We start from the raw sequence: 22,386 nt of genomic DNA, 5'->3' as shown, positions 1-22,386 counted from the left end.
TCAGAAGTCCTTGAATTGTTCTTGCGAAATAGAGTCGAAATCGACGTCGGTAGCCTGATCGTCAGAAGGCAGATAGAGTTGGGGTAGCGGTGATGGCAACAGGGTGTCGCTGATGTCTGGCGATCCCGTCACCAGGCCGACGCCCTGATCAGAGGAGCGCAACTCCTGATCACGCACGCGCTGGAGTTCCAGCTTCAGGTTCGCCTCGCGGCCGCGAACCTTCTCGAGATAGGCGCCTAGAAGGGCAGCACGGTCTTTTTCCCGAATACCATCGCGCCTGTTGACCTCATTGATCTCTTGGGAAATGGCTTCGATTTCTTTTTCGGAGCGGCCAGCCAGTTCGCTGCGATACATGCTCGTGGCCTCGATCCATCCGAGTTTTCCCAATGCATAGGCATGCGAGACATCGAAAGGGTCGTACCGAACGGGAACGTCCTGGCCAACGTAATCCAACAGAGCGTTGAAAAAATAGTCGATCCGGTTGACTTTGAAGCTACCGTCGCGCTGAACCCGAGCCGTACCCTTGGTATTCGTGGGCATGGACAGGATCAGAAAATTTCGGTCGTAGGGAATCAGGGTGTGCATGCGTGTGCCCGACTGCAACATGCCTGTTTCCATCGCGACCGCTGGACTCATGCCCAGTGCTGGATGTTCCAACGGGTGATAGACCTCTTCAAGAAAACCATCGAAAGCTTCTCGAAAAGCTCTCAGATTCCAGACTGCCAAGGAGCGGGGATCGTGGGTTGGAGACATGCTCCGCGGCGACTGAAGAGCTTTGTTGTTGCCCCTCAATACGAGGGTGAACTGCGAGTTCTGGATTCCGAAGAATCGTTCAATGATGTTGCCGAAGCGGGGTTGGCTGGCAGGACGTGCTCGCTTGTTCACGCCGAACATCGCCAGCAGTTGCTCGTAATACGTGCTCTTGAACTCCGACCCTTGGTCTGTGACGATAGTTCGCGGCAATCGGTGGTGTCGCCGCACGCAATCGCGCATAACCAACATGCAAGAGCGGTAGCTGGGTTCATCGAAAAGCAGGACCCAAGCCAGGATCTTCCGTGTGTAGGCATCGATCATGACTGTCAGCCACGGCTTTCCCATGGGCGCGCCGGTTGCCTCATTGACCAACTGCAAATCGAGTTGGGTGTGGTCGATATGGGCGATGTCAAACGGACGAGTGCCGTGCTTTGGTGTGTCGCGCTCCAGGCTGAGGAAGGGCAGTTCCAAGCTGTATCCGGATTTTTCACCCTCTCGGGCCTTCTTCAGTGCCTCTGGCGTTGTTACCCGCTGAATTTCAGCAGCAAACGTCTTGCGGCTTGGCAACATCAAGCCCTCTTTGCGGCAGGTGTTGACAACCAGTGACCATGCGTTGAAGGTTCCCGGGGCAGTGCTGGATTGAACTTCTTGGTCAATAACCTCGTGAATGATTTCAAGCACGCGTGGAGGGAGTCGGCGCGCGCGGTTGCCCCGGTCATGGATCTGAGGCAGTAGCCCAACAAACTCATTCCCGTAATCAATCAAGCCTTGTTGGGCGAACCGCTTCCATTTGCGGATTGCCCTCGAACTGGCGAGGTGGCTTTCCGTCGGCGGGCACATCTCGGGGTAGATGCAGTAGTACCGGTGCATGGCTGAGCGGATATCCTCGGCCGTGGCCCGGCACAACCGAGTGCCAGCAGCGGCCATTTGAGAGTTCGCAATCGCGGTCGTTCCAGCGATCGAGCCGGTGCCTACCAATTGCTTGAAGTCATCCATGGGAAGCCGCTGGATGCGCTCTTTCCCGTCCTCATTCTTTCTTCGCAGAAAGATTTCGGTGTCTCCGGCGTTGACGATTTCCCACGCCGACCCGTCCCAGAGTACGGCCGAACCAGACGTCGGCGTGACGCAGCGGATTGCGTTGCTTGACGCAGCAAGCAGCGGCTCAAACCAGATATCAGCGGACTCGAGAAGGGCACGATTCCTGAACACCCGTACCCTGTGCGGCTCGCGCATGAGGGATGCCACGCGCAGGTCCACATGCAGTTTTTCGTCGGCAATCAGCTTGTAGATTGCGTCGGCCATCGGTCCCTCGCCGCAAGTCAGGAGATCGCGCAGCCAGCACCAGCCATCGCGCATGGCCTCTTGAATCTGCTTCAGCTGGGCGATCGTCGGCTCGGGGCAGTCTTCTCGGTAGTAGTCCGACAGGTCAGAAATGTTCTGGACGACGATGGGATCTGATTCGGCCGACGTGCGGACCGCGAAGTCCAGCCCGAATTCATGCGCAAAGCGCTCGGCTGCCGGGCACCGCCAGGTACCAGTCTTGTCGCGGATGTACTGGGGTGAGGGTGATGCGGCTTGTTCCTGCAGCCAGTTTTCGGGTTTGCATTCGACCCATCCCACGAAGTCTTCCGCGATGCGGAAGAAGTCCGGTGTGTACAAGTGACTTTTGGTACGCCCATTGCCCAGATCGTGGATCTTCTTGATCGCCGGTGGCTGGTCGTAGAACTCGTGGGTGACGTCGTCGTGGTCCCACTGAAAGATGGCGGCCAACTCTGTACGCCGCGCCTCCGCCTTGATCACGCAGCCCATCTTGCGGCTGGTGTAGTGCGTCACGACGTTGTGCGTGCCGCTGCGCAGGATTCGCGAGGGCGGGCTCTGCCGGATGTGCTGGATCATGGCGATGGCATCGGCACTTAGTCGACGCCGGCGGAACAGGTCCGCCAATTGCTCTTGAGATGACATTTCAGACTCCTGAAATGCCACGCGGTCGCTGAGAACTCTACAATTCGACAGGCAAAAGAATCCCTCTGCGCACGGCTTGACGCGTGCGACAGGAGTCATATACTTGGATCGTTCCTACTACCGAAGCTATGACGGCTGAGGGAAAAAGCCTGGGTCTTGCCGGACCTGGGCTTTTTTATTTCTGACTGTCCTTGTGTGTGTTCTTGCTCCTGCGTGGCGGTTGGTGAAGCCCGGCCGAAAAGCGCGGGCACCACAGCAATCGCCGTGGCAAGAACCAAACTACGACAGCTCTTTTTTTCGTCAACGGTCGATAGACGGAAAGGAAATAAAATGGGAATTTATTTCCTGCATCTTGAAACGAAGAATCCCATCCAAGCGAGGGCGACCAGCCATCTCGCTTTTGCAGAGACTGCGCGTCGTCGTCTGGAGTCACTTCACGATGGCTGCATCAGGAGCGCTCGTAACGCAAGAGTTCGAGCGGGCCTTGGCGCGAATGCCAGGCAATGTCCGTTTGTCAAGCGGGCTGTGGACGCGCTACCTGCGAGGCGATGTTTTGCCGCAGGGGAGTTTAGAAAAAGGTGGTCCTTCGCTCGTCACACGTATTGATCGAGCGTTTCCCGGAACGGCCGGGACTTTCTATCACCCTGTCTGGGAACTGTTGGATTTCCCCAGGCTGCTGGGGCCGGATGACCTGAGAAAGCTCTACCTGTCGATGGGCGAGGAGGTCTGGCGAGGCATGGTGGACTTGGAATCGGGAACCGATTCAGTGCTCAGCACGGAGTTCTTACATTTCTGGCGTCGCCGAATACTATCGGACGAACTGGCTGTGAAAATTCGCTCCATGGAGACCTTGGACGGACTGGCAGCAGGTCTGATCGAGGCCAGGATGGCTTACCTCAGGCAAGATCGAATCGATTTCTTCGGGGCGATGACAACCGCATACGTTCAACTTGTGCGGGCCAAGAAGGAGTCCACTCTCTTTGAGTCCAGGCGCATGCAATCCGTACTATTGATCATGATGGGCCTGTGGCTTCAGGAGATGGGGCGTTTGGTGCTTGATCCGCCGGTGGTCTTTGATGCGCAACACCAAATGCGGGCATGGATGCAGCAGGTGAGTCGTGGTTGGATAGATGCCTGCGAGAAGCACCAAAGTCTCCTACCTAAGCATATGGAGGTTCAGTTCCGAAGATGGAGAAAGCTGGTCAACAACTACTAAGATTCCAGAGGTATTTTTAGTATTTGGCTTGGAAGTTTCTAAGAAACTCGAGGAGATTCATTTGTACGAGTTAGATTAGCCGCAGGAGACTGCAGCAGGTGCGCAAGATGGTGTTGCTTGTGCAGCTTCTTTTGTAAAGTCCAAATCGAACGCGTCCCGACCTTGGATGGCAAGGTAGTCGCGAAGCAACGCGGAGGCATACGGCATGCGAACACGTCCGGTCCGCCGCAATGACCATGTGACGCGCTTTGGAAGCGTGACGGCATTGCCATTGATAGTCTTCGTTTCCTGCTGTGAGAGCTTGCCTTCGTGGATCACGCTGAAAGGCGAAGATGAGCGAAAGCATAGCTGGAGGGTGCTTTTTGCGTTCTCGTTACCCTCAAGAAGCTGCTTGACAATCTTGATCCGCTTCTCGATGACGCTTTGCAAAGCGGCGAGCAGTGGGAGACCAGTGGGCTGGTCTACGTCATAGCGCACGCGTCCGTCCTCGCGCAGTGAAGCCAGATCCAAGATGGAGAGCCGTACAGCGGTGGCATTCCGAAAGTCGCAAGCCAACTGCACGTTATCAATCTTGAATTGCAGCATCTTCAACTTGAGCTTGTCCCCATCTACTTGACCATCTCGTTGCTTCAGCGGAACCAGCATCGCATGTTCCTGATCGCGGTCCTTTTCTCCACGTAGCGAGATATCACAAGGCTGACCGAGCAACAAGAACAACTTTGGTCGGTCGTTAGGCTTTTCGTGTTCGTCGATTTGGAAAATGTCACCACACGCAAGCGGAGTGAAAGACTTGTTGATGAGTTCGTCCGACTCCCACACTTCGAGGCGCCGAAAGCCATCCAAGTTTTGATGCACGGGTGTTAGCGCGCTCTCTGCAAGCTCAACACTACGCAAAGAACGAAGCCTCGCAGTCGATTGCAACACATCTGGATTTTGGGCGAATATCTCTCGAACTTTCTGGGAAACGACCGCAGTAATGGCCCGTTCTACTACATGCAACTCGGACAAGCCTTCCTGAAAGCCACGTTCAACAACGTACTCGTCGAGCTGCTCCGGTGGGATCGCAAGCAGCTGTTGTGCCGCTTCGTCGACGGCAGATGACACGTTTGGCTTTATGTGATTGAGCACTTCGTGAACGCTTCTGCGTAAACCCGCTCGCTTAATTGCAATGCGAAGCGCGCTAGACATTGCAGGCTCATCAGCCGCCTCGGTGAGACGCGCCTTGGAAATTACGCAAATTGGGATTTGCTTGTGTGCCGGGCGACCGTCTAAGTCGTTTTGCAACTCAAATTCCTTGGAGGCTTCTTCTGTTGTAGTGGCCGAATGCGTCAAGAGGAAGACGGTTCCTTTTGAATTGTGCTGATGCAACGTTTGAAGGATCTCCAGGCCTCGTTTGTCACTGCCTCCCGATTCGTTGAGGTCAATGATGTAACTTACCTTTTCATCGTTGGAATCGCAGACGGCCTTTAAATTTTTCACGGCGTCCTTAAAGGTCCAGCGGTCTTCTAAGGCAATGGAGAGCAGCTTACACACGGTGTCGACGACGGCATCCTCGAGTTCGGGCGTAGTCATGCCAGTCTTCACGACTTCTTTCTCGAAAAAGCACTGCACAAGCTTCGCACGATCTGCCTCGCGCATATCATTGAGCACCTGCTGAAGCTCGCTCTTAGGGTCTGGGAGGAATGCCGCCTTGTCCAAGATATCGACGATCGTGGGGGTGCCGCATTGCCGCGCGATCTCTGGGCTTGCCAGAAGAAGTTCGGCTAACTGGGTCGGTGACTGATTAAATTTGTCGTCGATCCAAATCACGCGGTCTGCACCGAGTGCTTTCAGGGCTTCCTTAAGTTCCATTCATCTCTCCCTCTATGTACGCACTGCGCCTAGATCAATCGTGAAACGGTATCGATTTCCCTCGGGATTGCGTTCGTTGCTGAGTTGGATATCACATCCATCGGCGGCCAGAAGTTGCTTAACAATGAAAAGCCCAAGGCCTTGGCCGTCACTGCCGTCGGCCGGTTTGCCCGAGATAAAGATATCGAACAGCGAATCCTCATAGTGAGGATCAACGCCTGGACCTGAGTCGGCGATTGATAAGGTGCCATTACCGATTTCGATCGAGATCTCTTTTGGCCGACTCACCGTCTTCGTTAAGTAACCGCGCTGTAGCCAATACAAACTATTGCGAACTAGGTTGTCGATAACTTGGAGCAATCGTGCCCTGTTCATGCGCACCTCCAACCCTACTTCCCGGTTACTGACTTTCACGATGACATCTTCGCGCAGCAACTCGTGCTGCCTGTTCTCGACGTACTCGGCAATGAAGTCGCTGACGAGAAACGTGTCCTTGAGCATCCGAGAGCGCGGAAGCATCGGGTCGATGAGGGAGGCGGAACTCAGAATGGCTGAGCAGGCGTCACGCATCGCTTTAATGTGCCCCACGAGCGTGCGTTCGTCGACAGATCCGCTTTTGGCTGCACGTGTAATCGAATTCATGCGCTGCCGGATCTCACCAATATGCGTTCGCAATTCATGAGCGAGGCCTCGAGCGCTCAGACCAACTGCGGCACTTTCATAGAGAGACAGAAATTGTTCCTGTGTTTCCTCGCGTTCCAGCTTTACCTTTTCGAGGGCGGCCTTAATGCTTGCTCGTGCGGGAAGCCCGGTCTGCACAGCCGTCATGGCAGCAGTTGCTTTCTTGGCAATGTTCAGCGCTTGAACGACCAAGTCAGTACTTCCTTTTCCCGTCTTCAAACGATTCTGTAGTGCTAGGAGCTCTACTGACAGCGCATCACTAGCTTCTTTGGCCGCAGTTTGCGCGCTTTCAGAAGCGGCAACCGACCGCTCGACAATCTGTATAGGGTCCGTAGATGGAAATTGTGCCTCCTGGGCCTTTAAGTCTTTGTAGTATTTGTCCAGGGCGCGTCGAACGCTTTCGAGAGAGTCGTTTGCAAACTCTCGGCATTGGATTGCGATTGAATTAAATCCACGATAGGCCGCATTTTCGACAAAGCCCTCCCGATCTGACTTCTCCACTAGGCGGAAGTTCTTAGCGCCGGTCAGCGCGAAGTACCCGATCGTGTTGTTGACCCGCATGTTGTAGATGCTGCCCGAGGTCATGCCAGTGGACAGATTCAGCCAGTCTCCTTGGGATCGAACCCGAAAGCCATCACGCAGAATTGAGATGCCTGAGAGATCTTTGATGAGTCCGCGGGACACCGCCAAACCAGTGGCCGCTTCGTCGCCTGGTGCATCTCGAGAATCCAAATGAAAAAAGTAGAACGCACCGCGGAATGGACCGGGGTTTTCAATGGCTACGCCACTGTCGAGCATCATGTCTGTCCAAGGGAAACGCCGCTCGAACTCAATAAAGCAACCGTCCGATTCCGGAGCGGATTTTTTGTACGGCTTCGTTTGACCGAAGGTATCTAGAAACTTCCGGAACCCCAAGCCACCATCACGGTTAAACGCTAGGTTGGCCTTTTCGCGTTGGGTCGCGTTGCGCGCCGCCGTAAAAAGACGCGTCATGAACTTTGCTCTGGCTACCAGTTGTTCATTGCCATCGTCGTCCATGTCCCAACGGAAATCAAACTTTGCGATTGCCTGACTCAGGACCTGCTCAGTTACCGACCCGAGCGATGAATCGATGCCGTCCAATGTAATCGCGACTGGAAAAGTTGAGGTCGATTCGAAGGGCGATACCAGTCGTGCCAAGGTCCGCGCTAGCTCTTCGATCCGCTTGGTACGACGCCAATCTGGCAGGTCTTTCAGGCCGTAGATGTTGATTCGCGTGCCCTTGAAGCGTTTAGTGTTTTCTCGGGTTTGCGTGAAAACGGGCACTTTATCGACGGTGACGGCACTTTGACAGTCTTGCCATCGGAAATGCGCGACAGTAAGCGGCATATCGGCACTCGTTGCAGATTCAACCTCCAATATGTCGCCCAACTTCATAGTGCCCAGGCGCCCAAGACCCTTGTCTCCCAGTGGTGTGCGCCCTTTATTTGTTGCTTTCTTTGGCCCCTGCCCATCGGACCGCTTTGCGGATCCGCTAATGACCAGCCATGACGATGCGATTTTCTCGGGACTAATACCATCACCGCTGTCCTCGATACTCACCTTGCCCATGTAGTGCAAGTGGCGATGAATGGTCGCCTGCGGATCCAGTTTTCGAACCGATCCATTGGGTCCATCTATCCGCTTGCCCTGGTCGTCATAGAGGACGACTTGGACGCCTTCAGATGCCTCAGAGAAGCCGAGAAGTTTTTCTGCAGTGGCTGTTTCATGGATCTCACCAGCATCGCGCGTGTCAATCTCGATGCGACAGCCGGGTGAGTCAGCGTCGTAAGCGTTCTTAACGCATTCAAGGAGCGCCTGGTCAACGTCGGTGACTAGCTCGCTGCCCAACTGGACCAGCACATGGGCGCTGACTTTGAGAGATGTGGTGTCTTCGGGCACTATGCAAACTCCGCGACAAGAGTGGCCTCGGCGGTAATCATTTCGCCTACCGAATTTCGCGAGGGCATACGTTTGCTGGGCAACTCTCGTTGAAGTGTCGCAATCGGCTTGCCGCCGAGAAATTCGACAATGTCCCGACAGATGGCATCAAACGGTACGCGCATTCCACTTGCCGTCCTGTTTCCTGTCGTGAGAATCCAGTGCGCGCTGCTCGATGACTGCGAGCGTATTTGACTGAGCGATTCCAAGAAGTCGTAGGTGAAGCAGCCGACCTTCTGAATCGCTGCCGTATTGCCGGCATTCCTGGCCGTTTTGACAAAAGCTGCGAAGGTCGGCGACGTGAACTTCATGGTCTCGGCCTTCTCCATTGCGCCAACCTTGGAGCCGCCGAGGCTTGAACTGTCAAGCGCGTGCGTATTGGAAATGTGGTCGCTTGACCAGCCTGCAGGTAGATCGATTTCCGGAATCCACTGTAGTGTCAGATACGAGAACTGACCGTATGGAATTGTGGTTTGGTTATCGCCATAGGGCGGTGACGTTACCAGGATGTCGTGCTGCTTCGCGCTTTTTCCGAGTTTCGCAACACGCACGTCGCTACAAATGATGCGGACTTTGGGCTTGCGCGCACGACCGGCGAGATGCTCCTTCCTATATTCCTCAATCCTGTACAAAGTCTGGCGTAGGACATCCTCAAATATGGAGGCAACGCGCGATCCCTCAACGAGTTCATCGTCTTTGCGAATGTGCAGCTTGTAGGTGCTTGTCCGTGAGTTGGAACTCTTGCGCACGGTTTCGGCAAAAGCCGTCCACAGAACCTTACGTGCAGCACGGTCCGCAACTTGTTCAATTCCGCGTCGCACTCTGGACAGGTGCATGGCGCTCTCATCGCTGAACCACTTCGAGCGATTGTTGAACTCGACGTCAATCGTTTCTTGAATGTCGGTCCGCAGATAGTGAATGACGGTCTTCGCAGCTCCATTGACATCTGCTCCTGCATCAATAGCCGCTTTGGCTTCGCACACGAGCACGGCCAATGGGTTGATGTCAATGCCAGTGAAGTCTAGCCCTCGGATGATGGCTTCAGTCATGATCGTGCCTGAGCCCACAAACGGATCTAGAACTCGGCAATCTTGTCCGGTGACTCCCAGCACTGCATCGATGATGTCTCCCTGCATCTTCGGCACCATCATTGCGGGATACCGCAGCAACCCATGAAGGTTCGGACGGACGTTAAGTCCTACTTCGCACCAAGACTCTGGGGGGGCCAAAGCTAATTGCGCTAAATCGCGAACAAGGCGGCGGGAAGTGATGGAAGATATTGCACGGGCCATTTTGATGATGGCCCGTCGAGTAAGTCGAAGGACCAGGCGAATCTTAGAGTGCCGCGCGAGCCGTATAAAGCTTTTTTGTATGTTTGTCTAAAGAATATCGCCTTGATTCCGCCATGCTGTTGCATTCCAGCATCGGCATGGTCAATTTGAGCGGTACTCATCTAATGCTTGCATGGCTGAACATGTGACTCCGCCTGGAACGGATAGGCCCGCATGCATGCGTCTCCATTTGTGCTGCCTGCCGTGCAGCATCAAGTTGGCAAAGTCTATAAGGCTCGCTGTTCTGGTGATATCCCCCAAAAGGAGCATCACATGACAGCTTTTGGGGCCACTCCCTCACTTCATTGCTTTTGGCAGACTCATAGCAAACCGGGACGGAAGCAATTCCGTTCCGCATGGAACCATAATCGTGCCGAAAATGAACCGATTTGCAGCCCTGGCGTGACGTAGGCACAAGTGTGCTCAGGAAGAGCATCAGCGCCTAAGCGATTGAATTACAGGGATTTTTTGTCTGACGCAGCGCATCCGATGCCGGTCAGTGGATTCTGGCGTAGGACCAAAATCGCCGGAAGCAAAACCGTTCCGGCCCAAAAAGAAGCATAAGCGTTCCGAAGCGGAACAGTTATGGTTCCAGCGACAAAAGCTGTCGCTGGAACCATAAATATGCCGCGACGGGAAGCATAACTGTGCCGGCTGGTGCTGATATGACGATTCGACCTAGGTTTCAAACGCATAGGCCATCGAACTTGTGGTCATTGGCACATTGCGGTTATTGAGCCGATACGCCAGCGAGGGCGACGACGACCAATATCAAGTGCACTGCTGGTATTACCACTATCAGCGTTCAGTCAGTTTTGCTTCGATTTGCCCGATGCTCGCTTTCACGAGTATCGAACTGGGCCCGGCCCACGTCAAAGTCTTATGACCGGGTATGACGATTGATCTCGTGGAAGAAAGTGCCGGACACACCTTTTAGCAGTCAGGCGGCCATTTGATAGGGCAAGTTCTGTGACCACTGATGATGTATATAGCCGTTGTTGAGCAATAGGCTAGTTATTGTCTGCTCACTGACCTCGAACCTGTAGGCGGCGTCCTCGATGGCATACGATGAAAAGTCGCCATTCAAGTAGGATTTTAGTGCATCAATCGGGCATAGAAACTCGGCAGCAAAAGCTCGTTGGTATTTCTGACGAGACGTCCCCAGGTCGGTCGATGCAAGCCATTGATGCTTATCTGTCGGACGTAGATACTCGCCTAGAAAGCGGGCGAATTCAAACCGCTGCCCAATCCGATTGCGTTTTCGCGGAACGAACTTCAACTGACGATCTTTTGCCGGTATCGCCACTGCAACGGTTGACCTCCCCTCGGGTGCGGACCAATTGGTAACAGCTTCATTGCTTAGACCAAGAAGATCGTGCAGGTACCGATCTGAGATAGGGCCGCTGGGATTGCCAATTTTTCGGCGAAGCGCCTGTGCATCATGAACCGCTCGCTCCCAGGGTGCTCCTTGGTCTGAGTGCCCAATGCTGTCAGGCGAAATCGTAGGTTTTCCAATGATTCCATTGGCCGTGGCGAGTTGTCCAAGGACCGACAATTCAGGACCGTTTCCTGAAGCTGAAATTGCGGGTGCTAGTTCTGATAGAGCTGCCTCGCCGACCTGCTCTTCCCATTGCAGTGCCGCGTTCAGCGCGTGTTCAGGGCACTCCTCGGGATCGAAGCCCAGTTCAGCCTCCAGCCTCCTGCGGCGAATCACTTTGGGATTCGCAAGATCTTCCTCCAGGATGGTCCAAAGATGCGCCAGATTTGTATCTCCAAGTTCCTTAGCATCTAAACGAGCGAGAACGCTCTTCACGAAGTGTTGGATGCTTAGTTGGAAGCTGGGCAACGGAATCAGCCTTGGCACATCCAGCGCTTGCAGATATTGCACCGACTGGTCGGGTGTCATTGAGGCCCCAGCCCACACATAAACTGCTTCACCGTCCGGGATAAAAATGACGCGCGGCCACACGAAACCGTGATTTGCCGCACCGAGCTCATGGACCATTCGCCAGTCATGGCTAGGTTGCTGAGTTGGCAGTGGCTCGTAGTTTAAGCGCCACCAAGAGCTTGCAAACCACATCGCCAAGGGATAAGCCGACACGAAGACGTTGTCGCGGATAGTCTCAGCCCAAATGTCCTGATTCTTAGTCAGGCTGATGTTGTCGACATACATGTCAACCAAGGCCGCCGTGGCTTTGACTTCCGGTTCTCCCGAAGCCGCTGACATCCATTTTGCGTTGAGATTTAGCCTAGCCATTGAGACGCTTCCAGCGACGAATCACTTCCAACGACAGCGGATCGGTATCAGGCATCGGATAGCCGTGATAGGTTCCCAATTCGGGATTCTCAAGCTGAGCTTCCATGGCAAAACCGTCCTCAGTAACTGACCAGACGTTCTTTGGCCATTCCCCATCCATTCGATCGCTTGCGAGGCCGCTGCGCAGTCCGAGCTGAAGCAACTTTTCTGCTTGCTCTCGCTTAAAAATTTTGGCGACGTCGCACAAAGATTTTCCTTGCCTTGGATCTGATGGCGGTGTCAGCCCGAAATCACCCGGATTTTTCTTATGCTCCGGGTTGCCACCATAGCGAACTCGCTCAGCTAACTTCCCAAGCTCATCCGCGCGAGCTTGTGCCTGAGCAGGCGTGAGTAGCTTGCGTTTGGGATTGAACGGGCCGTAGCGAGGCTTCATGGTGTGGCCTTACGCTCAGAGTTTACCCCGTATGTTGAATTCCGCCGAAATCTGTCCCACAACCACACCTGCTCCGCGTCGCCTTTGTTGCCGAACTCGCCCATCACCAACTTGTCGCCGCCTTCGGCCGCGAGCTTCTTGGCTGCTTCGGCCCAGCCGTCGCGGGCCGGCTTGGCGGGCGTGCGCAGGACGATGGCGCCGTTCTCGACGGTCATCTCGGCCTTAGTCGCCTCTTCGAGGCCGGCTTGCGCCAGGATGGGCTTGGGCAGGACGATGCCCTTGCTGTTGCCGATAGGGCGGATGGTTACGTGCATGGCTAGCTTCCCCCCGCGTTTAATGGTCTGCGAGTTGGGTCTACGTGGGGCAACTTTGGATGAAAATTTGGAGTGAGCCCCTGCAGCTAGGCCACCGGGAGTCAGATCTAAGCCGCGTGCCGGACCAGTTGCTCTTCGAGCTTAGCTAGAAGGCAATAATTAGGTTTCAGCCAGCCGTGCCGCCGCGCCGCGCTTTCCAAGTTTCCGAACTTCGGCGATACCTTGCAGTTGACTGGCCCTGGGCTTGGCTTGTCCCTTTTCCCAGTGGTAGATGGTTTGTAGTGAAACACCCAGTAGTTTCCCCATCTCGGCCGCTGACAAGCCTAGCTTCTTGCGCAGGCTTGCAAAGCCGGCCGCACGAAAACGCAGCTTTGGGTTCTCGTCTGACGGCGCATTGGTGGCCGAAGTTTCAGTCTTGCGAAGACGGTTGATCAGCTTCTCCTGAGCGGCCAAGGCTTGCTTGAGCGCAGCGATGTCACTACGGTAGTGAGCGGCGGCTTTTTTGAGGCTGTCAATTTCGGAGCGGACTTCTTTCCGAGCGAGGCGAGAGATTTCTGATTTCAGGAGGCTTGTAATGTTTGTCATTTCAGTCCCAACGGTTGGATTGAGAGCAATGTTACAGAACACCAAGCGGGTAGCAATTGGCGGCAGCTTTCGAGCTGAACAGTAGCGGTGTTCTACGCCAGGGACGACACGCGTTGCCTAGAACCTATCTAAAAATCAAACCACCGAGCCTGGGAGGTTTGCCAGGCATAACGGTCTGTGTCGATTTCCATTGAGAGTAGCGCCGGTTGAGATCCCCTGAACAATCGGCTTTTCATTTCCGTTCGGCTAACCATGAACGGGAAAATTCCAATAGGTCTTTGTGCCGCGAGTCGATGTGAGCCAGTAGCGAACCAACGTTCGGTGAGCCATTTTCCCCGCGCGTGATGAGCGCCCGATGGATTCCAGCATCCACCCCGACGAAGTAGGGCAGATAGTCGTCCACGAACGCGACCGGTCTGAGCGCTTTCAGTTTGTCAGCCTTTGGGCTCATGGGTGTCGCCACGTTGTCGGTCACGTGCACCATGTCGATTGGAAACCCATGGGCCCTCAGGTTGTGCTCGCGAGCCGTGCAGAACTCTTCCGGCAACGCCGTCACGCACACCAACTCGAATCCTGCGTTTGCGAGCGACTGACATGCTTCGACGGCTCCCGGCACCGGTGGGATAGACGCCCAGAAGTCCGAGTCGAAGGCGTCGCGAAACTGGGCCAACCGATCACCTTCGAGGTGCTCCACCTGCCACCGATCCATTGGCCAGTAGGCCAATGGATCCCGTTCCAGGGGATACACGCCAAAGGCTTTCTGCCAGGCACTGGCATATGCCAGACTGTAGTCAAGAAGCACGCCATCAGCGTCAAGCGCGATGATGCCCTTGCTCATGCTGTGAAGTCATTCGATAGCATCTGTTCAAGCTAATGCCTAAATCAATCCCTGATGAATGCGTTGAAGCGTGAGCTTGCTCACCGGCTCTGCGCCAAGGAAGGTGTCGCTGAGTCGCCCTGATGGCCTATGGCGTGGGTGTGATGCCGCATAAAGCCACGCGGCCAAGATGTGCTCAGCTGTCAGGAATGGATAGGCTGCACACAGACGCTTCACGTCCACGCCTTGCTCCAAGGAACCAAGAACATTGTCGATGGGAACTCGCGTTCCGGCGAAACAGGGCAGTCCGCCCATCACATCGGGATCTACGCTGATCATCGTTTTAATGCCCCACTGAGAGTCGAAACTTCAGCGCGCCGCGCCTTGGCAACTCGAAGAGAGGATTCATGCACCATAGCTCGCAACTGGTCCTGGCGTCGAATCGGCTCTTGAAATACCTCCCTCCCAGTATGAAGCTATTTGCCGGGAAGCATAAATGTTCCGAGCGAAACACATGGGATTCGTTGCCTGAAGCGTTTGCCGCTTTCAGAATCTGATCCATCGTTCTACGGCCAGTGAAGACGGCCATCCTGGACGCAGGAGGTGTGATGTGAGTGAAAAGGAAGAGCTTCACCCAGACAGAGATGAGGTGTTCGACACCTTGGTGCTTTATCTGACCCGCGGCGGCGTGCATGGCATTGCCCCTGTCAGTCAGGAGCCGAGAACAGACCTTGTGAACTGGAAACTCTACCGTGTTCGCTGGCCTGATGGAAGAAAGACGCGACACTTGATCGGGCGCAATATCCGTACCGATGAAGGTCGAGTCTGTTCATCCATCAAGAGCGTGGATTTGGAGGCCTTGACGTGTACGTCATCTTCGGGGCGGATCTACCGGGTCCATGGACCCAGCTGGCATGATGTCGATGCCTCCTACGTCTTTGGCGTCTGGTTGGACGGAATTCGAGGCCAGGCTGTGGAGATCACGGATCCTTTCCTCCGCCTGCTGCGTATGCGTGCTCCCAAGGCGTTTGATGGCGTGTCAGTCGGGCTTACCTTGCGATGACTTCTAAACAACGATGACCGAAGCAAAGATCCTGTTCCTGGATTTTGATGGTGTTCTGCATGCCACTTCGGGCCCGGCCACCAGCATGCGCGAGTTCGTCTGGTTGCCCATCCTGAAAGATCTCATCGCAGGCCACTCCGATCTCAGGATCGTGCTTCACACTTCACATCGGTTCACTTCTTCACCCGAGTTCCTTCTCTCGCGGTTGGGTTTGGGTAAAGACGTCTGTCTGGGTGTCACCAAACCGTCGCTGGGTCGATGGCCGTCAATCCAGGACTGGACAAAAGGCCGTCCCTGGATCAAGTCCTTCAGAATCCTGGATGACCAGGCCCGTGAGTTTCCAAATCCTCCGCCCACTGAGCTGATCCTGTGCGATGGGCGACGGGGACTGTCTGAAACCCGCGTTCAAGACATACTGCGTCAGTGGCTGGCATGAAGATTCAGCTCGCCTCTGATCTGCACCTGGAAATTTTGGTCAAGGCTTCCGGTGGGAATGACAGCCTGCTCCTCCAACAGACCATCATCCATCCTGTGCCGAATGCTGACGTCTTGGTTCTGGCAGGGGACATCCACCGCGGCATTCAGGCTGTCAACGTATTCCGCGATTGGCCCGTTCCCGTCATCTATGTTGCGGGCAACCATGAGTTCTACGCCCGCAAGTGGGAAGAAACGCGGCTGAAGCTGCGCCAGGCCTGCGAAGAGGCCGGCATCCATTTCCTGGACGACGACGAGCTGGTGCTGGATGGAGTGCGATTTCTGGGCTCCACGCTTTGGACGGACTTTCGGCAGCGTGGACTCACGCAAGAGCAGAGCATGCGGGAGGGTAGCCAGCACATGACCGACTACTACCGCATCGAGACCGACACGGGCCTGCTCACCCCGCAGCAGACGCTGGATGCGCATCTATCCAGTCGAAGATGGCTGGAGGCGGAGCTCAACAAGCCGTTTGAAGGCAAGACGGTCGTTATCACGCACCATGCGCCGCATCCCCTGAGTGTGCACAGGCGTTTTGTCGGGGACTCACTCAATGGGTGCTTTGTGAGCGACCTCACGCCGCTCTTGTTCCAGGCCGACTTGTGGCTGCACGGGCATTGCCATGACAACTTCGACTACAAGGTCGGCCGCTGCAGAGTTGTGTCCAACCCGACGGGATACATCCAGAATGGTCCGCAAGTGCAGTCGCCGCAGGACATGGGGCAGGCCGTTTTCGAGAACACGGGCTGGGACCCCAATCTGGTGATCACCATCTGACTCGTCTGTTGCTGGGCAACTGCTGGGTGGGGATGAGTGTCTTTTCTAGGGTCAAACCGCCAATGCAAGCGGCCTGATCTCCTTGGCAATGGTCTTGCCGGCCGCTATCTCGGCAGTGCGAAGGTCATACGCGCTTTGCAGATTGAGCCATCCTTGCGCCTCGCTGCCGAAGTAGCGCTCCAGACGCAAGGCCGTATCGGCTGACACGCCCCGTTTGCCCTTGGTAATCTCGCTGAGGCGAGAGTAGGGAACGTGCATGGCCAGAGCCACGGCGCGCACGCTGACGCCCATGGGCTTGATGCAGTCCTCCAACAGCACCTTGCCGGGGTGGACAGGACGCATGCCATTCCTGAACATGATGTGCTCCGTAATGTTTCTGAAGTTGATGATAGACCTGTGATTCAGTGCGTGTTTTCAATCAGCACGTGGTAGCAGTCAATTTGCGGAGGTTCCCTGTTCATTGGAGGCTCATCAAACGGCGCCTGTACGCCGTGTAGAGGTCTGGCCGCATCAAGGAAAGCTGGCGTTGACCGAGCATGCGCTCCACCTTGCGCCGGCTCGGATAGACCCGGGATGCGACAAGTTCGGTGATGACCTGCTGGAGGTATTCGTGGTCAGTCCGGTAGCGTCGTTCCAGAGTTCGGGATTCGGCCATGCGGCGCTTCAGTACGATCTCTTTCGATTGGGCAGGGAACCAGTACTTCAGGGCGTGCCTGCTGAGGCCCAGCTGGTGGGCGACGGCAGCCAGGCCGCGGTAGTCCGAGGGATTTTCCAGTACCAGCTCCAACTGCCTTTCAAGCAACTCGCGTTGCCGATAGCCCAGCATCGGCCGCTCCTGTCGATCACTCGAAGGCGTCTGGGCTGGTTTGGGAAGCTCGGCGCGTCCAATCGCCCCATTGGCCAAGAACAGATCGGCTGGAAGCAGGTTGAGGCCATGGCAGAACCGAAGCAGCAGGGCCAATGAAGGGCGCTCATCCTTGTTGAGCCAGCCATTGATCGCCCTGGGCTGCAGCCCAAGCGCCTCACAGAGTCCCTTGCGGTTGCCCTGGGTCAATGAAGCGGCAAGGTCCACCAGGTTCTGTTGCATCTGTGCCAGGCTGCCGGCGCGCTGAAGCTCGGGAATCCTAGAAACCAAGTCGACGAGTGCGCTGGCCGACCAGCGGTCAAAGGCCGAGATTTCCTCTTGCGAGGAGGTAACTTCCAGATCGGCGGGACCCGGCGGCCGCACGATCATGGATTCCCCGCAGGCGTTGCAGTGCAGAAGACTGGGGTAGATCGGCAAAAACGCTTGCTCAGCGCCACAGGCCGGGCACCGCTCGCTCATGAACCCCTGATGCACATGACAGACCCGGTAGTGTTCAAACGACCACACCAAAGGGTGATGCGGTCGTTGTCCCTTTCGGGCCTGTTCACACAGGCAGGCTGGGCACCAGCGGGGATTTCTGGCCAGTAGGCCTTCCCCATTGAAAGGCAGCAGATGGGCCAATCCCAGGAGGGTCATGCACTGCGCCTTGGATGGTCGCGGCCTGCCCAGGGCATCCAGCATCGTTAGGGCGTACCTGCCCAAGCCATTGACCGTGGCGCAATGCCGCTCAAAGTACGCGGTATCGCTCCAGAAGTCCGCATGGCGTTCGGACTGCTCCAGCAGGTATTTCACGAGTGTCCTTGGGCCTAGGCAATGCGCGTGGGCCAAGCCGACAACCCAGGAAAGCAAGCCTTCCGGTGATTCCGAAGACCCCTCCCTCCTGAGTGCATAAAGGGTGGGTGGGATAACGGCTCCGGCGTCAGCCTCGAAGGGATCAAGTGCGCCGTGGGCCATAGGCTCCTCCCGCCGGGTCTCGACTCGAATTGCGTTCGCCTATGCGACGTTGGTTGAAGCCGCCTTGAGTGCCGGTGGTTTTCTTTGGGGCGGACCTGTTCGAGGAATTCCCAGTTCCTGAGGATGCGCCAGGATTGGTCGCATTCAAAACGCTCCTGACATCGTCCAGAGAGACATCGAGGAGAAGGCGTTCACCATGCATTGCATCCCGCGCAATCTCGCGAGCCACAGTGTTGTAGGGTGTGAACTGAAGGATGAAATCCTCGGTCATCTTCTCGCCGGTGCGCAGCGCATGCTGGAACGCGCGCGTCAGCGTTCTCTTCAATGTCCCAATGCACCCAACTGTGCTGATGCAAATCTTCTTTGCACCTTCCAGGCTGAGAGTCTCCATGCGTTGCTCGGTCGGCATATGCGCCAGAAGATTGATAAGTGTCCGGGCGTAGGCGTTGAATTCATCCGAATCCGTTGGGTCGTAACGCCGCAAATGCACTGTGTGCTGGCGATGCAGCCAGTTGTTGCGAGTGCAGGCGGTGCGAGCCAGTTGATAGCTGCCAATCAGGACGATTCGGGTATCCGTCTGTGCTGCCAGATCTCTGAGGATCTGCAGACTTTGGAGACAGCCGCTCGGATGAGACTCTGGAAAAAGACGGTCTGCCTGATTGATCAAGAGAAGTTGAGTCTGGCGGTGTTTCAACATGCTGATGGCTGCGTGCTTCAGCGTGTCGAAGTTCCGGTTGCGCGGATCCGCATACGGGATTGGATGTGTCAGAGTGAACTGACTTGGTGGAACGTAGATCTTGCGGTCGATCAGAACGTCGCCATGCGCGTGCAAGAGGTCGCCCAGCAATCGGATCCAGTATTGCGTGTTGATACGCTCGGCGTTGTCTGGCGCATCGACAACGACAGTTGCTGTTGTCGGTGCTGCCATTCCATCCTCATCCGGTTCAGAGGGCGCGTTGCTGGTGTCTTTCCAAAGTCTGCGAACGATCTGGGTTGTTCCGACGCCGGCGGGGCCAACGATCCAGACGAGTTCGCCTTTTTCGCTGAACTCGATGCAGTCCAGAGCCAGGTTGTAGGACTGCACAAGGTGGGGATGGCTGACGATCTTTTTCTTGAAGTAGTCCAGTTTCTTCTCGCTCGCGTCGCTCAGGAGTTCGGGAGGGAATTTCGATTCGATGTATTGCATGCTCAGAAGTCCTTGTACGCCTCTTGGGAGATGGAGTCGAAGCCGACATCCTTTGTCGGCTCGGAGGGGGACGGATGCGGCGGGGAAAGTGGCGACGGCGAGAGGGTGTCGCTGGAATCCGCGGGGCCTGTAAGCAGGCCGACATCCTGATCGGTGGAGCGAAGCTCGCGATCGCGTGTGCGCTGAAGTTCCAGCTTCAGTTTTGCCTCGCGTCCGCGAATCTTCTGGAGGTAAGCGCCTAGAAGGGCAGCACGGTCTTTTTCCCGTACGCCATCGCGCCTGTTGACCTCATTGATCTCTTGGGAGATGGCTTCGATTTCCTTTTCGGAGCGGCCTGCCAGTTCGCTTCGATACATGCTCGTGGCCTCAATCCATCCGAGTTTCCCCAAGGCATAGGCATGGGAAACATCGAACGGGTCGTACCGCACAGGAATGTTTTGGCCGACGTAGTCCAACAGAGCGTTGGAAAAATAGTCGATCCGGTTGACTTTGATGCTTCCGTCGCGCTGAACGCGAGACGTGCCCTTGGTATTCGTGGGCATGGACAGGATCAGGAAATTTTGGTCGTAGGGAATCAGGGTGTGACTGCGTTCGCCCGACTGCACCATGCCTATTTCCATGGCAATCGTTGGACTAATACCTAGCGCAGGGTGCTCCACCTGGTGATAGACCTCTCCCAGGTATCCATCGAAGGATTCTCTGAAAGCACGCAGATTCCAAACCGCCAAGTCGCGCGGATCGTGAGTTGGAGACATGCTCCGCGGCGACTGAAGAGCTTTGTTGTTGCCGATCAATGCAAGAGTGAACTGCGAGTTCTGGACTCCGAAGACGCGTTCAATGATGTTGCCGAATCGGGGTTGGCTAGCAGGACGCGTTCGCTTGTTCACGCCGAACATGGCTAGCAACTGCTCGTAGTAAGTTCCCAGGAATTCCCGTCCTTGATCAGAGACAAGAGTCCGTGGCAGCCGGTGATGTCGCCGCACACAGTCACGCAGAACCAGCATGCAGGATCGGTAGCTAGGCTCAACAAAGAGAAGGACCCAAGCCAGGATCATCCGTGTGTAGGCATCGATCATGACTGTCAGCCATGGCTTTCCCATGGGCGCGCCCGTAGCCTCATTGACCAACTGCAAATCGAGCTGTGTATGGTCGATGTGGGCAATGTCGAAAGGGCGTGTACCGTGTTTGGGTGTATCTCGCTCCAGGATGAGGAAAGGCAGTTCCAAGCTGTATCCGGCTTTTTCACCTTCTCGTGCCTTCTTCAGTGCCTCTGGCGTTGTCACTCGCTGAATCTCAGCAGTAAAGGTCTTGCGGCTGGGCAACATCAAGCCCTCTTTGCGGCAGGTGTTGACAACCAGTGACCATGCGTTGAAATTCCCCGGGGCGGTGCTGGATTGAACTTCTTGGTCAATGACTTCATGAATGATTTCAAGCACGCGTGGGGGAAGTCGGCGCGCGCGATTGCCCCGGTCATGGATCTGAGGCAGTAGCCCGACGAATTCATTCCCGTATTCAATCAGTCCTTGTTGTGCGAACCGCTTCCATTTGCGGATGGCCCTCGAACTGGCGAGATGGTTCTCCGTAGGCGGACAGAGCTCAGGGTGGATGCAGTAGTAGCGATGCATGGCCGAGCGGATATCCTCGGCCGTAGCCCGGCACAACCGAGCGCCAGCGGCGGCCAGTTGTGGATTCGTAATCGCGGTCGTACCGGCGATCGATCCGGTGCCAACTAACTGCTCGAAGTCGGCCACGGGCAGGCGTTGGACGCATTCCTTTCCATCAGTATTCTTTCTGCGCAGAAAGATCTCGGTGTCTCCGGCATTGACGATCTCCCAAGCCGATCCGTCCCAGACCACGGCCGAACCAGATGTCGGCGTCACGCTACGGATCCCAGTACTAGACGTGGCAAGCAGCGGCTCAAACCAGATTTCAGAGGATTCCAGCAGGGCGCGAGTCCTGAACACTCGGACCCTGTGAGGCTCGCGCATGAGGGATGCCACGCGCAAGTCGACGTGCAGTTTTTCGTCTGCGATCAGCTTGTAGATGGCATCGGCCATCGGTCCATCGCCGCATTTCAGGAGATCGCGCAGCCAGCACCAACCATCGCGCAAGGCATCCTGAATCTGCTTCAGCTGCTGTATCGTCGGCTCAGGACAGTCTTCGCGGTAGTAGTCGGAAAGGTCAGAAATGTTCTGAATGACAATGGGATCCGATTCGACCGAGGAGCGGACTGTGTAGTCCAACCCGTATGCGTGAGCAAAGCGTTCCGCGGCCGGGCACCGCCAGGTGCCGGTCTTGTCCTGGATGTAATGGGGTGAGGGCGACGTGGCTTGCTCCCGCAACCACCCTTCCGCTTTGCATTCGACCCAACCCACGAAGTCTTCCGCGATGCGGAAAAAATCTGGTGTGTACAGGTGGCTTCTGGTTTTTCCGTTACCCAGATCGTGGATCTTCTTGATCGCCGGCGGCTGGTCGTAGAACTCGTGGGTGACATCGTCATGGTCCCACTGGAAGATGGCGGCCAACTCTGTACGACGTGCCTCCGCTTTGATCACACAGCCCATCTTTCGGCTGGTGTAGTGCGTCACGACGTTATGCGTGCCGCTGCGCAGGATTCGAGACGGCTCACTCTGCCGGATGTTCTCGATCATGGCGATGGCGTCGGCGCTTAGTCGACGCCGGTGGAACAGGTCCGCCAATTGCTCTTGAGACGACATTTCAGACTCCTGAAATGCCACGCGGTCGCTGAGAACTCTACAAATCGACAGGCAAAAGAATCCCTCCGCGCACGACTTGACGTGTGCGACAGGAGTCATATACTTTGAAGCGTTTCAACCAAAGCTATGACGGCTGAGGGAAAAAGCCTGGGTCTTGCCGGACCCGGGCTTTTTTATTTCTGGCTGTCCTT

The 22,386-nt window shown here is 55.8% G+C and carries 19 protein-coding genes; 4 read left to right on the top strand and 15 right to left on the bottom strand.

Translation table 11 applies throughout. The annotated features are described in order from the left end of the window. The gene (locus tag AZ34_RS14245; protein ID WP_035609235.1) at positions 1–2,715 is read right to left on the bottom strand and encodes a DDE-type integrase/transposase/recombinase; all 2,715 of its coding nucleotides are present in this window, start codon (positions 2,713–2,715) and stop codon (positions 1–3) included. Positions 2,716–3,154: 439 nt separating this feature from the next. On the opposite strand from AZ34_RS14245, the gene AZ34_RS14240 reads away from it, so the two are divergent. After that, a complete protein-coding gene (locus tag AZ34_RS14240) occupies positions 3,155–3,931 on the top strand; it encodes a hypothetical protein (protein ID WP_155831831.1) in 777 nt (258 codons plus the stop codon). A gap of 75 nt (positions 3,932–4,006) precedes the next feature. Here the strand turns inward: AZ34_RS14240 and AZ34_RS14235 are convergent, their stop codons facing one another. From AZ34_RS14235 to AZ34_RS19050, 10 genes are all read right to left on the bottom strand, one after another. Continuing rightward, positions 4,007–5,782: a hypothetical protein gene (locus tag AZ34_RS14235; RefSeq protein ID WP_035609229.1), complete on the bottom strand. Its 1,776-nt coding sequence runs from the start codon at positions 5,780–5,782 to the stop codon at positions 4,007–4,009. Between the two features lie 12 nt (positions 5,783–5,794). Beyond that, complete coding sequence (locus AZ34_RS14230; protein ID WP_035609226.1) at positions 5,795–8,383, bottom strand: sensor histidine kinase; 2,589 nt, start codon at positions 8,381–8,383, stop codon at positions 5,795–5,797. Continuing rightward, a complete protein-coding gene (locus AZ34_RS14225; RefSeq protein WP_155831830.1) occupies positions 8,383–9,471 on the bottom strand; it encodes a hypothetical protein in 1,089 nt (362 codons plus the stop codon). Before AZ34_RS14225 ends, AZ34_RS14230 begins: the two co-directional genes overlap by 1 nt. 191 nt (positions 9,472–9,662) lie before the next feature. After that, a complete protein-coding gene (locus tag AZ34_RS18425) occupies positions 9,663–9,875 on the bottom strand; it encodes a hypothetical protein (protein WP_155831829.1) in 213 nt (70 codons plus the stop codon). 818 nt (positions 9,876–10,693) lie between these two features. Beyond that, positions 10,694–12,010 carry an ImmA/IrrE family metallo-endopeptidase gene (locus AZ34_RS18420; protein WP_155831828.1) on the bottom strand — a complete coding sequence of 439 codons (1,317 nt, stop codon included), beginning with the start codon at positions 12,008–12,010 and terminating at the stop codon, positions 10,694–10,696. Next, on the bottom strand, positions 12,003–12,443 hold the full coding sequence (locus AZ34_RS18065; protein ID WP_081767233.1) for a hypothetical protein: 441 nt from the start codon (positions 12,441–12,443) through the stop codon (positions 12,003–12,005). Before AZ34_RS18065 ends, AZ34_RS18420 begins: the two co-directional genes overlap by 8 nt. Next, a complete protein-coding gene (locus tag AZ34_RS14220) occupies positions 12,440–12,757 on the bottom strand; it encodes an AbrB/MazE/SpoVT family DNA-binding domain-containing protein (RefSeq protein WP_051509871.1) in 318 nt (105 codons plus the stop codon). The genes AZ34_RS18065 and AZ34_RS14220 overlap by 4 nt, the downstream gene beginning before the upstream one ends. Positions 12,758–12,916: 159 nt before the next feature. Continuing rightward, positions 12,917–13,342 carry a helix-turn-helix domain-containing protein gene (locus AZ34_RS14215; protein ID WP_035609223.1) on the bottom strand — a complete coding sequence of 142 codons (426 nt, stop codon included), beginning with the start codon at positions 13,340–13,342 and terminating at the stop codon, positions 12,917–12,919. A gap of 232 nt (positions 13,343–13,574) precedes the next feature. Then, on the bottom strand, positions 13,575–14,180 hold the full coding sequence (locus AZ34_RS14210; protein ID WP_035609221.1) for a 5' nucleotidase, NT5C type: 606 nt from the start codon (positions 14,178–14,180) through the stop codon (positions 13,575–13,577). A 39-nt stretch (positions 14,181–14,219) separates the two neighbouring features. Beyond that, positions 14,220–14,498, bottom strand: a complete 279-nt coding sequence (locus tag AZ34_RS19050; RefSeq protein ID WP_081767232.1) for a DUF433 domain-containing protein — start codon at positions 14,496–14,498, stop codon at positions 14,220–14,222. Between the two features lie 271 nt (positions 14,499–14,769). Here AZ34_RS19050 and AZ34_RS18415 point away from each other — a divergent pair, with 271 nt between their 5' ends. From AZ34_RS18415 to AZ34_RS14195, 3 genes are read left to right on the top strand one after another with little or no spacing between them, the layout of a single operon-like run. Then, positions 14,770–15,222, top strand: a complete 453-nt coding sequence (locus AZ34_RS18415; protein ID WP_155831827.1) for a hypothetical protein — start codon at positions 14,770–14,772, stop codon at positions 15,220–15,222. 13 nt (positions 15,223–15,235) lie between these two features. Beyond that, a complete protein-coding gene (locus AZ34_RS14200; RefSeq protein ID WP_035609214.1) occupies positions 15,236–15,658 on the top strand; it encodes an HAD domain-containing protein in 423 nt (140 codons plus the stop codon). After that, complete coding sequence (locus AZ34_RS14195) at positions 15,655–16,473, top strand: metallophosphoesterase (protein ID WP_035609212.1); 819 nt, start codon at positions 15,655–15,657, stop codon at positions 16,471–16,473. The genes AZ34_RS14200 and AZ34_RS14195 overlap by 4 nt, the downstream gene beginning before the upstream one ends. A gap of 51 nt (positions 16,474–16,524) precedes the next feature. Here the strand turns inward: AZ34_RS14195 and AZ34_RS14190 are convergent, their stop codons facing one another. The 4 genes from AZ34_RS14190 to AZ34_RS14175 all read right to left on the bottom strand — a co-directional run bounded on the left by AZ34_RS14190 (position 16,525) and on the right by AZ34_RS14175 (position 22,195). Further along, on the bottom strand, positions 16,525–16,830 hold the full coding sequence (locus AZ34_RS14190; RefSeq protein WP_035609210.1) for a HigA family addiction module antitoxin: 306 nt from the start codon (positions 16,828–16,830) through the stop codon (positions 16,525–16,527). A 100-nt stretch (positions 16,831–16,930) separates the two neighbouring features. After that, complete coding sequence (locus AZ34_RS14185; protein ID WP_035609208.1) at positions 16,931–18,292, bottom strand: TniQ family protein; 1,362 nt, start codon at positions 18,290–18,292, stop codon at positions 16,931–16,933. Further along, positions 18,273–19,478, bottom strand: a complete 1,206-nt coding sequence (locus tag AZ34_RS14180; RefSeq protein WP_035609206.1) for an AAA family ATPase — start codon at positions 19,476–19,478, stop codon at positions 18,273–18,275. Before AZ34_RS14180 ends, AZ34_RS14185 begins: the two co-directional genes overlap by 20 nt. Positions 19,479–19,480: 2 nt before the next feature. Further along, complete coding sequence (locus tag AZ34_RS14175) at positions 19,481–22,195, bottom strand: Mu transposase C-terminal domain-containing protein (protein WP_197026561.1); 2,715 nt, start codon at positions 22,193–22,195, stop codon at positions 19,481–19,483. Positions 22,196–22,386 lie beyond the last annotated feature (191 nt).

The organism is Hylemonella gracilis str. Niagara R (assembly GCF_000600295.1).
GTDB lineage: Bacteria > Pseudomonadota > Gammaproteobacteria > Burkholderiales > Burkholderiaceae_C > Hylemonella > Hylemonella gracilis_A.
Note: the sequence above shows the minus strand (reverse complement) of the source record. Positions and strands in the feature narration are given on the sequence as shown.

Bases quoted from the DNA above. Each gene is read 5' to 3' on its own strand.
- AZ34_RS14210 (WP_035609221.1), bottom strand. From the start codon at position 14,180: ATGAGCAAGGGCATCATCGCGCTTGACGCTGATGGCGTGCTTCTTGAC.
- AZ34_RS14225 (WP_155831830.1), bottom strand. From the start codon at position 9,471: ATGACTGAAGCCATCATCCGAGGGCTAGACTTCACTGGCATTGACATC.
- AZ34_RS14235 (WP_035609229.1), bottom strand. From the start codon at position 5,782: ATGGAACTTAAGGAAGCCCTGAAAGCACTCGGTGCAGACCGCGTGATT.
- AZ34_RS14185 (WP_035609208.1), bottom strand. From the start codon at position 18,292: ATGGCCCACGGCGCACTTGATCCCTTCGAGGCTGACGCCGGAGCCGTT.
- AZ34_RS14200 (WP_035609214.1), top strand. From the start codon at position 15,236: ATGACCGAAGCAAAGATCCTGTTCCTGGATTTTGATGGTGTTCTGCAT.
- AZ34_RS18420 (WP_155831828.1), bottom strand. From the start codon at position 12,010: ATGGCTAGGCTAAATCTCAACGCAAAATGGATGTCAGCGGCTTCGGGA.
- AZ34_RS14175 (WP_197026561.1), bottom strand. From the start codon at position 22,195: ATGTCGTCTCAAGAGCAATTGGCGGACCTGTTCCACCGGCGTCGACTA.
- AZ34_RS14215 (WP_035609223.1), bottom strand. From the start codon at position 13,342: ATGACAAACATTACAAGCCTCCTGAAATCAGAAATCTCTCGCCTCGCT.
- AZ34_RS14240 (WP_155831831.1), top strand. From the start codon at position 3,155: ATGGCTGCATCAGGAGCGCTCGTAACGCAAGAGTTCGAGCGGGCCTTG.
- AZ34_RS14190 (WP_035609210.1), bottom strand. From the start codon at position 16,830: ATGTTCAGGAATGGCATGCGTCCTGTCCACCCCGGCAAGGTGCTGTTG.
- AZ34_RS18065 (WP_081767233.1), bottom strand. From the start codon at position 12,443: ATGAAGCCTCGCTACGGCCCGTTCAATCCCAAACGCAAGCTACTCACG.
- AZ34_RS14180 (WP_035609206.1), bottom strand. From the start codon at position 19,478: ATGCAATACATCGAATCGAAATTCCCTCCCGAACTCCTGAGCGACGCG.
- AZ34_RS18425 (WP_155831829.1), bottom strand. From the start codon at position 9,875: ATGAGTACCGCTCAAATTGACCATGCCGATGCTGGAATGCAACAGCAT.
- AZ34_RS14220 (WP_051509871.1), bottom strand. From the start codon at position 12,757: ATGCACGTAACCATCCGCCCTATCGGCAACAGCAAGGGCATCGTCCTG.
- AZ34_RS14245 (WP_035609235.1), bottom strand. From the start codon at position 2,715: ATGTCATCTCAAGAGCAATTGGCGGACCTGTTCCGCCGGCGTCGACTA.
- AZ34_RS14195 (WP_035609212.1), top strand. From the start codon at position 15,655: ATGAAGATTCAGCTCGCCTCTGATCTGCACCTGGAAATTTTGGTCAAG.
- AZ34_RS19050 (WP_081767232.1), bottom strand. From the start codon at position 14,498: ATGATCAGCGTAGATCCCGATGTGATGGGCGGACTGCCCTGTTTCGCC.